Source organism: Halorubrum tebenquichense DSM 14210, assembly GCF_000337415.1.
Taxonomy (GTDB): domain Archaea; phylum Halobacteriota; class Halobacteria; order Halobacteriales; family Haloferacaceae; genus Halorubrum; species Halorubrum tebenquichense.
On the sequence record NZ_AOJD01000038.1, the window covers coordinates 83,478 to 92,526 of the forward strand.

Annotated in this window: 9 protein-coding genes; 6 read left to right on the forward strand and 3 right to left on the reverse strand. The window is 71.8% G+C overall.

The window, feature by feature from the left end:
* The first annotated feature begins 187 nt into the window (after positions 1–187).
* From C472_RS07015 to C472_RS07025, 3 genes are all read left to right on the forward strand, one after another.
* The gene (locus C472_RS07015; protein ID WP_006629118.1) at positions 188–1,597 is read left to right on the forward strand and encodes a phosphoglucomutase/phosphomannomutase family protein; all 1,410 of its coding nucleotides are present in this window, start codon (positions 188–190) and stop codon (positions 1,595–1,597) included.
* Between the two features lie 146 nt (positions 1,598–1,743).
* Positions 1,744–2,142 carry a hypothetical protein gene (locus C472_RS07020; RefSeq protein ID WP_006629119.1) on the forward strand — a complete coding sequence of 133 codons (399 nt, stop codon included), beginning with the start codon at positions 1,744–1,746 and terminating at the stop codon, positions 2,140–2,142.
* A gap of 61 nt (positions 2,143–2,203) precedes the next feature.
* A complete protein-coding gene (locus tag C472_RS07025; protein ID WP_006629120.1) occupies positions 2,204–2,947 on the forward strand; it encodes a DNA polymerase sliding clamp in 744 nt (247 codons plus the stop codon).
* A 45-nt stretch (positions 2,948–2,992) separates the two neighbouring features.
* Here C472_RS07025 and C472_RS07030 read toward each other — a convergent pair whose 3' ends face one another.
* From C472_RS07030 to C472_RS07040, 3 genes are all read right to left on the reverse strand, one after another.
* A complete protein-coding gene (locus tag C472_RS07030) occupies positions 2,993–4,852 on the reverse strand; it encodes a sensor histidine kinase (RefSeq protein ID WP_006629121.1) in 1,860 nt (619 codons plus the stop codon).
* Positions 4,853–4,933: 81 nt separating this feature from the next.
* Positions 4,934–6,331, reverse strand: a complete 1,398-nt coding sequence (locus tag C472_RS07035; protein ID WP_006629122.1) for an MFS transporter — start codon at positions 6,329–6,331, stop codon at positions 4,934–4,936.
* Positions 6,332–6,413: 82 nt separating this feature from the next.
* Positions 6,414–7,007, reverse strand: a complete 594-nt coding sequence (locus tag C472_RS07040) for a DUF7474 family protein (RefSeq protein ID WP_006629123.1) — start codon at positions 7,005–7,007, stop codon at positions 6,414–6,416.
* A gap of 131 nt (positions 7,008–7,138) precedes the next feature.
* On the opposite strand from C472_RS07040, the gene mdh reads away from it, so the two are divergent.
* The 3 genes from mdh to C472_RS07055 are packed head-to-tail and all read left to right on the forward strand — an operon-like array spanning position 7,139 to position 8,859.
* Positions 7,139–8,053 carry a malate dehydrogenase gene (gene mdh / locus C472_RS07045; protein ID WP_006629124.1) on the forward strand — a complete coding sequence of 305 codons (915 nt, stop codon included), beginning with the start codon at positions 7,139–7,141 and terminating at the stop codon, positions 8,051–8,053.
* 55 nt (positions 8,054–8,108) lie between these two features.
* Positions 8,109–8,297 carry a DUF7554 family protein gene (locus C472_RS07050; RefSeq protein ID WP_006629125.1) on the forward strand — a complete coding sequence of 63 codons (189 nt, stop codon included), beginning with the start codon at positions 8,109–8,111 and terminating at the stop codon, positions 8,295–8,297.
* A 13-nt stretch (positions 8,298–8,310) separates the two neighbouring features.
* Positions 8,311–8,859 (forward strand): 2'-5' RNA ligase family protein, encoded by a 549-nt coding sequence (locus C472_RS07055; protein WP_006629126.1) that lies wholly within the window; start codon positions 8,311–8,313, stop codon positions 8,857–8,859.
* Positions 8,860–9,049: the final 190 nt, after the last annotated feature.

Here is a 9,049-nt window from a genome sequence, read left to right on the forward strand (position 1 = left end):
CGGCGGCAGGGCCGCCGACTACAAGAGGCGCGTCGCGCCTCCCGGCTGGGGCTTCGGCGGTCTCAGTCACAGTGTCGGTTCCGTAGTACCGAGCGACCGGGATTTCGGAGGCGGTCGCGACGACCCTCGCGAAACCCTCGTAGACGCGACACCGGGCATTATGAGCCTCGCCGTCAACGACGGACACATGGACCAGATCAGTTTCGGCACGGACGGCTGGCGGGCCACGCTCGACACCTTCACCGACGATCGCGTGCGGATCGTCGGGCAGGCCGTCGCCGACCACCTCGCGGCGGCGGGTCACGACGCTCCCGTGGCGGTCGGCTACGACGCCCGGGAGACCTCGGAGGGGTTCGCGGAGAGCCTCGCCGAGGTGCTCGCCGGCAACGGCTTCGACGTGATCCTCCCCGAACGCGACGCGCCGACGCCGGTGATCGCCCACGCCATCGTCGACCGCGGGCTGGCCGGCGCGTGCATGATCACCGCCTCGCACAACCCGCCCGAGTACAACGGCGTGAAGTTCATCCCCGACGACGGCGCGCCGGCGCTGCCCGAGGTCACCGAGGACATCGAAGCCCGCCTCGCGGAGCCCGACCTGCTGCCCGAGACCGAGCGCGGCGAGGTGTCGCGCGTCGACCTCGTGAGCGACCACGCCGACGCGGCCCGCGAGGTGGTCGGGACGGCCCTCGGGGGCGACGAGGGCGGCGCGGTCGACCTCGACGGACTCACCGTCGCGTACGACGCGATGCACGGGAGCGGGCGCGGCGTCACCGACGCGCTGCTCGAATCCGCCGGCGCGGAGGTCGTCCGCCTGCGCTGCGACCGCGACGTGACCTTCGGCGGCGACTCGCCCGAGCCGTCGGCCGAACACCTCGAGGCGCTCGCCGAGCGCGTCACGGACCCCGACAGCGACGCGGACCTCGGCGTCGCCAACGACGGCGACGCCGACCGGATCGCGGTCGTCACGCCCGAGCGCGGCGTCCTCGACGCGAACCGCTTCTACGCCGCCTGCTACGACCGGCTGCTGGAGACCGACGCCGGCCCCGCCGTCAGAACGGTCTCGACGACGTTCCTCGTCGACCGCATCGCGGAGGCGCACGGCGAGGAAGTGTACGAGACCCCGGTCGGCTTCAAGTGGGTCGCCGAGGCGATGGGCGAGCGCGACGCGCTGTTCGGCGGCGAGGAGTCGGGCGGGTTCACCGTCCGCGGGCACGTCCGCGAGAAGGACGGCGTGTTGATGGCGCTGCTCGCGGCCGCGACCCACGCCGCGGAGCCGTTCGACGCCCGCGTCGACCGCCTGCTCGACGAGCACGGCCGCATCGCGGCCGGGAAGGTGTCGCTCGACTGCCCGGACGACCGGAAGGCGGGCGTCCTCGACGAACTGGAGGACCACATCCCGGAGTCGGTCCGCGGCTCCCCCGTCGCGAAGGTCGTCACCCTCGACGGGTTCAAGCTCCTCCTGGAGAACGGCTCGTGGCTGCTCGTCCGTCCCTCCGGCACCGAGCCGAAGCTGCGGGTGTACGCGGAGGCCGACTCCGAGGCGGCCGTCGACGACCTGCTCGACGCGGGGCGCGACCTCGTCGAACCGCTGATCTGACCCCGAACCGACGGCCGGACGAGCGGCGTCGCCGGACCGACGACCCGACCGCCGAGAGTTTCAGTTTCACTTTGCGTTCGGCTCGTTTATTTATGAATTAATCCCGTACCGTCGCGTGCGGCCGGAGTCCCGGCCGGGAGCGACTCATGATCGACGACCCGCTGCCGACGCCGAGTGGCAATGACGCCGAATCAGCGACGAGCGAGGGGGATCGAAGCGAGGCCGATCCGAACGCCAGACGGTCAAGCGACGGGGATCCGACGGAGCGAGACCCGAACGACCGGCGACCAGACGCGGAGCGGCCGGCCCGCGAATCAGAGGCCGTCCCGGATCGGGTTACCGATCCGCCGCCCGGTTCGAGCGAGGACGGCGAGGTCGATGACCGCGAGTCCGAGCCGGCGGGCGGCGGCGGCGACGCGAACGGTAACGGCGACGGCGACGAGGAGGAGTCGGAGCCGCTCGAATACCGGCTCGAACGGCTCCGGCTGTGGCGAACCGTCGCGACGCTCGCGGTCGTCGTCGGCCGCCTCATCCGGTCGCTTTGAGCGTTTCCGTGCCGACCCGATCGGGTGTCTTTTTAGGGGATACCGCCCAAGCTGAACGTATATGTTCAAGGCCATCGTGGGCGCGTCGACGTTTCAGGACGCGCTCGACTCGGTGAGCGTGTTGGTCGACGAGTGTAAGATCCGCTTAAACGAGGAGGAGCTCTCCATCCGCGCCGTCGACCCCGCCAACGTCGGCATGGTCGACCTCACCCTCGAAGCGGCCGCCTTCGAGTCCTACGAGGCCGACGGCGGCGTCATCGGCGTCAACCTCGCCCGGCTGGAGGACATCGCCGGGATGGCCAACTCGGGCGACCTGATCCACCTCGAACTCGACGAGGAGACCCGCAAGCTACACATCGAGATCGACGGCCTGAGCTACACCCTCGCGCTCATCGACCCCGACTCGATCCGGCAGGAGCCGGACATCCCGGACCTCGATCTCGCCTCCGAGATCGTCGTCGAGGGCGCGCAGCTCGACCGCGGTATCAAGGCCGCCGACATGGTCTCGGACCACATCCGCCTCCGCGTCGACGAGGCCGACGAGGCGTTCTTCATCGAGGCCGAGGGCGACACCGACGACGTCAACCTCAAGCTCGACCGCGAGGACCTCATCGCGCTCACCGCCGGGGCCGCGGACTCCCTGTTCAGCCTCGATTACCTCAAGGACATGAACAAGGCGATCCCCTCGGACGCCGAGGTCACCGTCGAACTCGGCGAGGAGTTCCCCGTCAAGCTCCACTACGGGTTCGCCGAGGGGCTCGGGCACGTGACGTTCATGCTCGCTCCGCGCATTCAGAGCGACTGAGACGGTAGTTTTCGAGGCTTTCGGCAGACTTCCGTTCTTCTCGCTTCACTCGGCCGCGACCACCGGGATCGACACCGTCACGCGCGTCCCCCGCGGCTCCCGGTCGGCGTACTCGACGTCGGCCCCGACGGCGGCGGCCCCCCACGCGACGACCCACAGCCCCAGCCCCGAGCCGTGTTCGAGGGCGGTCTCGCGCCCGGACTCGACCGCCTCGACCTCGTGGTCCGGGATGCCGGGCCCGTCGTCCTCGACGGTGAGGACGAACCGGGCGTCGCCCCCCTCGTCGCCGTCGGCCGCTTCCCGACGGAGCGACGCCCTGACCCACGCCCCGCCGTCGTCGCGTTCGACCCCCTCGCCGTCGTGGTGGTCGACGGCGTTCTCGATCGTGTTCTCGACGACCGCGCGGAGCGCGTCGGGCCTGACGCGCGTGGTCCAGTCTCCATCGGCATCGGCGTCAGCGTCGTCGCGGTCGACGTCGTCGAGGTCGAGTTCGACGGTCGCGTCGCCGTCGCGCTCGCGGGCGTCCGCGACGACCGAGCGCAGGAGGTCGCGGAGGTCCGTCGGTTCGGGGTCGCTGTCGGCGAGGAGGCGCTCGACCGTGCCGGCCTTCTCGCCGAGGGCGGCCAGCGCGCCCGCGCGGCGCTCGATGGCGTCGGCCATCCGCACCAGTTCCGGGTCCTCGAGGCGGTCGCGGAGGATCTCGCCGTAGCCGTGGACGACCCCGGCGTCGTTCCGGAGGTTGTGACGGAGGATCCGGTTGAGCACCTCCAACTGCTGGCGGCGGCGCTCGCGCTCGGTGACGTCCGAGAGGACGACCGTGTACCCGACGTGCGTCCCGTTGGGGTCGGTCAGTCGGGAAACCGACACGGCGTAGGTGCGTTTCCCGGTGCCGGAAGCGGCGTCGATCCGGACCGTCTCGCGGGAGCCGCCGCCCGCGTCCTCGTCGACGCCGGACTCGCCGCCCTCCGGCTCGCCTACGCCCGGCTCGCCCCCGCCCGAGTCGGTCGCGTCGCCGACCGAGACCGGGAGTTCGAGGAAGTCGGCGAGCGGGCGGTCGCGGGCGGTCTCGGCGTCGACGCCTAAGACCGCCTCGGCGGCGGGGTTGAGCCGGACGACGCGGCGGTCGAGCGCGAGCGCGACGATCGGGTCCCGGAGGTCGTCTATCGCCGTGCGCTCGGCGGCGCGGCTGGTCGTCGGGTTCCGGTCGAACATCTCCGCGCGGTCGAACGCGTAGGCGTCGAGGACCATGTGCGGGACGAACATCAGCGGGGCGAGCTGGAGCTGCGGGACCGGGCCGAGCTCCAGCGTCCACGCGACCAGCGCGAAGCCGGGCGGCAGCGAGCTGAGCGCGACCGCCGCGCTCTCCCGGCGGTACAGCGGGCCGTAGCTGAGCAGCGTGTCGACGAGGAGGAAGACCGCGCTGGCGACGAGGACGGTCTCGACGGCGACGGTGAGGTACGCCCACGGGCCGAACGCGTACGAGACGGTCTCGACCCCGAAGGCGGGGTCCCGAGCGAATTCGGTCCAGAAGGCACCGTGGAGGGAGTTCGTGGCGACGAGCGCGGACGAGAGGAGCCCGAACCCGACGATCCCCGCGAACAGGCGGCTGCGGACGACGTCGCTCCGCCCCGTGTACTCTAAGGCGAAGCCGAGGAACGCGATCCCGGCCCAGATCACGCCGAGCCACATCGTCGCCTCCAGCGCGGCGCGGACCGTCGGGTCCGCGACGAGCAGTCCGACCCCGTAGGAGCAACACCACGTCGCCTGCGCGGCGAACACGCCGAGGAACCAGTCGACGCCCGGGCGACCGCGGTGTTCGCGGATCGCCCACGCCAGCGCCAGCGCCCCCGCCCCGCCCGCGAGCGAACCGACCGCCGGCCACGCGGGGACGAGGTCGAGGGCCATGTGTCGCGTACGACGGAGAGCGCGGGCGTAAAACTGTCGTGCGGCGACGGGTCGCCCGTTCCCGTCCGGTCGGCCGGTCCGTCACCCGGTTCGGCGGCCGAACGCCGCGGCCACGGGCACGAGGAGGAGCGCGCCCACGAGGAACGGCGACGCGACGGCGACGGTGTAGAGGACGGCCATCAGCGGCGGGCCGACCGTCCGCCCGAGGCTCGACGCCCCCTGCGTCACGCCGAACGCCGCGCCCTGCGCCGCGTCGTCGGCCGACGCCGAGACGAGCGTCGCCAGCGAGACGTTCACGAGCGCGTTCCCGAGCGAGAGCGCCGCGAGCGCGGCGAGCAGCGCGATCAGCGGGAGCGTGAGCCACGCCGGGCCGCCGACGGCGAGGTCGCCGGTCGCCCGGTCGACGGAGCCGGACGCCGGGATGGCGGCGAGCGCGACCGCGAGGACGACCGACCCGACGGCGACGAGCGTCCGCGAGGGGACGACCCGCGAGAGCCGGCCGACGAGGACGCCCTGGTTCACCGCGCCGAGGACGCCGACGTACGTGAGCAGGAACGCCGCCGCGGTCGCGTCGTAGCCGAACGCGTCCGCGACGTACGGGATGAACATCACCTGAACGCCCGCGAACGCGACGGCGACGACGAAGTACGCGACCGTCAGCGGCCGGAGCGTCGCGGAGGCGAGCGCGGCGCGGAACTGGCCGACCACCGTCGCCGACCGCCCGTCGACCGCGCCGGCGGGTCGGGTCCGGGCCGGCTCGTCGAGGAACGCGAACCCGACGGCGACCGCGAGGAAGCTCATGCCGGCCGCCGCGAAGCTCGGCAGCGAGTACGCCGTCGCCGGGACGAACGCCGGGAGGAGCGCGTCGGCGCGGGCGACGACCGGATCGGCGGCGAGCAGCCCGCCGATCGCCGGGCCGAAGACGAAGCCGAGTCCGAACGCAGCGCCGATGAGCCCGAGCGCGCCCGCCCGCCGGTCCCGTGGCGTGATGTCGGCGACGTACGCCTGCGCGGCGGCGACGTTGCCGCCCATCGCGCCCGCGAGCGTCCGGGAGGCGAACAGCGTCGCCAGCGCCGCGACGGGACCGAACCGCGCCCCCGCGGCCCCGGCGTAGCCGAACGTTACCCAAGCGACGCCGGCCGCGGCGAGCGACGCGAGCAGGACGGGCCGGCGGCCGATCCGGTCGGAGAGCCGGCCGAGCGTGGGGGCCGCGAGGAACTGCGCGAGCGAGTACGACGCCGCGAGCAGCCCGATGAAGGCGTCGCTGACTTCGAACGACCGCACGTAGAAGGGCAGTATCGGGATCACGATCCCGAAGCCGACGAGGTCGATGAACACGACGCCGATCACGACCGCGAGCGCGCGCCGCGGGTTGGCGACGGCCGGGGATCGGGGGGAGTCGTCGCCGGGGCCAGTCTGGTCGTCGACACCGCCGAGATCGGCGTCGGTCGACGCCGCGCCCGCCTCCGGATGTGTCACGGTGGCGAGACGCCGCGTGCGGGGTTAAAAGACTGTGCTGCGGGGAGGGTTGCGGGGGGAGTCGCGAGCGACGAGAACGGGACTACAGGTGTCGCTCGATCACGCGCTTCGCCGACTGTCCCTTCTCCTTCCAGCCGTATCCCTCGTCGTACACGTGGCGCTTGGCGTCGACCAGTTCCTCGGGCGTCGACTCCTCGAAGCCGCCGCGGTCCCACGCGCCCGACTCGCGGAGCCACTCGATCACGTTCTCGCGGGTCTCCGGCCACGAGAGGCCGACCATCTCGTACCACGCCACCATCGCGAAGACGGCGTTGTCGTGACAGCCCGGGACGGAGCCGTGTTCGTACACCGTCCGCATCGGCTCGCGGGTCGGCTCGGAGACCAGCTCCTTGAACTCCGCGGCGGTGAGCAGCCGGAGGTCGTCGCCGTCCTCGACGACGCGCTGGTCGCGCCGGAGCGCGCCGAGCGCCGCCTTGTGGAGGCCGCCCCAGTCGGCCGGAATCGCGTCCCGCAGCGCCGCCTCGGAGAGGCCGTCCGGCTCGGCGGACAGCACCGACAGCAGGTCCGTGTACGCCTTCTCGACGGTCGGCCAGCTCACGCCCTCGAACTCGCAGTCGGCGTCGTGGAGGCTGTTCGTCGTCCGACAGCCGGGACACGGGTAGCGGAACGTCGGCACTACGACCCCCTGCGTCGCCGCCGGAGTTAGGCGTTTCGCGACGGGCGGCCGCGACCGACGGCCGAGACCCGCACGGTCGATCGGGTCGTTCCGAAACGTTTACTCGCCGGCCGGACCCGATTTCAGACGGTATGACAAAGGTAAGCGTTATCGGTGCGGCGGGGACCGTCGGAGCCGCGGCGGGCTACAACCTCGCGTTACGCGACGTGGTCGACGAACTCGTCTTCGTCGACATCCCGGACCAGCGCGAGACGACGATCGGACAGGCCGCCGACGCGAACCACGGCGTCGCCTACGACTCGAACACGACCGTCCGGCAGGGCGACTACGCGGACACCGCCGGCTCCGACGTCGTCGTGATCACGGCCGGCATCCCGCGCAAGGAGGGCCAGACGCGGATCGATCTGGCCGGCGACAACGCGCCGATCATGGCGGACATCGGCTCCTCCATCGCCGAGCACAACGACGACTTCGTCACCGTCACCACCTCCAACCCGGTCGACCTCCTCAACCGCCACCTGTACGAGGCGGGCGACCGCGACCGGCACAAGGTGATCGGCTTCGGCGGGCGGCTCGACTCCGCGCGCTTCCGCTACGTCCTCTCCCAGCGGTTCGACGCCCCGGTCAAGAACGTCGAGGCGACGATCCTCGGCGAGCACGGCGACGCGCAGGCACCCGTCTTCTCGAAGGTGCGCGTGAACGGCCGCGACCCGTCGTTCGACGCCGACGAGAAGGAGGAGATCCTCGCGGACCTCCAGGAGTCCGCGATGGACGTGATCAGCCGGAAGGGGGCCACGCAGTGGGGTCCCGCCACCGGCGTCGCCCACACGGTCGAGGCCGTCCTGAACGACACCGGCGAGGTGCTGCCCTGCTCGGTCGTCCTCGACGGCGAGTTCGGCTACGAGGACACCGCGCTCGGCGTGCCCGCGAAGCTCGGGTCTGACGGCGTCGAGGAGGTCGTCGAGTGGGACCTCGACGAGTACGAGTCCGACCTGCTCGACGAGGCCGCGGAGAAGCTCTCCGAGCAGTACGAGAAGATCGCCTGACGGACGCGCTCGCGTCACCCACGGATTTTTGTCGCTGCCCCGCCCCGAGTACGGCATGAACCGCGCCGAGATCGACACCGACGACCTGCTGAAACTCGTTCTGCTCCTCGTCGTGGTATGGCTTCTCGTGGAGATCGTCGAGGGCGTCCTCGACATCGCGTTCTGGCTGTTCGACGCGATCCCGACGCTGATCGGGGTCGCGCTCGTCGTCGTGATCGCCTTACGCCTCGCCGATCGGATCTGAACCGGCCCGCGACGTGTTCAGCCTCAACGTCCCGCTCTCTCCGGCTGTCGACCGCCTCGCGGGCGATCTCCACCCGAAACTGGAGGGGTTCGATCGGGTGCGCGAGCGGCACACTCTGGTCTGTAAGCGGTTCGGCGTCGGCGACGTGCGCGACGCGGAGGGAGACGCCGACGAGACGCCGGCGAGGGAGGACGCCCTCGACCGCCTTCGCGGGCGGCTGAGCCGCCCTCTCAGGGTGGTCGACCCGTTCGAGGTCGCCATAACCGGCGTCGGCGTCTTCGACGCGCCCGCGTCCGGGTCGCGCCCGGTGGTGTATCTCGCGGTCGAGAGCGAGGGGCTCGTGCGGCTTCACCGGCGGCTCTGCGCCGCGTTCGGAGCCGTCGAGGGGATCGAGGGCGACGACTACGTCCCGCACGTCACGCTGGCGCGGGGCGGGAACCCCGAGCCGGGGGCGGTCGCGGGGCTGGCGGACGCCGCGTTCGAGCCGATCCGGTGGCGCGTCCACGCGCTCGACGTGTGGGACCCCGAGTTCCGCGAGGTCGCGGCGACGATTGCGTTGTAGGTCGTCGTCGGGGACGTAGTCGGTCGGGGAAACGGGATCCGTACGTCACTGCTCAACGCGAACACCGCCGAAGCCCCAGCCGCGAGAACTCCCGCGGCTCGCCGTGCTCCTCGTCGCTCACTCCGTGCTCCTGTGGTGCTTGCGTCACCGAGGTTCGTTCTCGCGGCTGCCCCTTCGAGTCCCGCCCCGC

Bases quoted from the DNA above. Each gene is read 5' to 3' on its own strand.
- C472_RS07030 (WP_006629121.1), bottom strand. From the start codon at position 4,852: ATGGCCCTCGACCTCGTCCCCGCGTGGCCGGCGGTCGGTTCGCTCGCG.
- C472_RS07025 (WP_006629120.1), top strand. From the start codon at position 2,204: ATGTTCAAGGCCATCGTGGGCGCGTCGACGTTTCAGGACGCGCTCGAC.
- C472_RS07050 (WP_006629125.1), top strand. From the start codon at position 8,109: ATGAACCGCGCCGAGATCGACACCGACGACCTGCTGAAACTCGTTCTG.
- C472_RS07020 (WP_006629119.1), top strand. From the start codon at position 1,744: ATGATCGACGACCCGCTGCCGACGCCGAGTGGCAATGACGCCGAATCA.
- mdh (WP_006629124.1), top strand. From the start codon at position 7,139: ATGACAAAGGTAAGCGTTATCGGTGCGGCGGGGACCGTCGGAGCCGCG.
- C472_RS07015 (WP_006629118.1), top strand. From the start codon at position 188: ATGGACCAGATCAGTTTCGGCACGGACGGCTGGCGGGCCACGCTCGAC.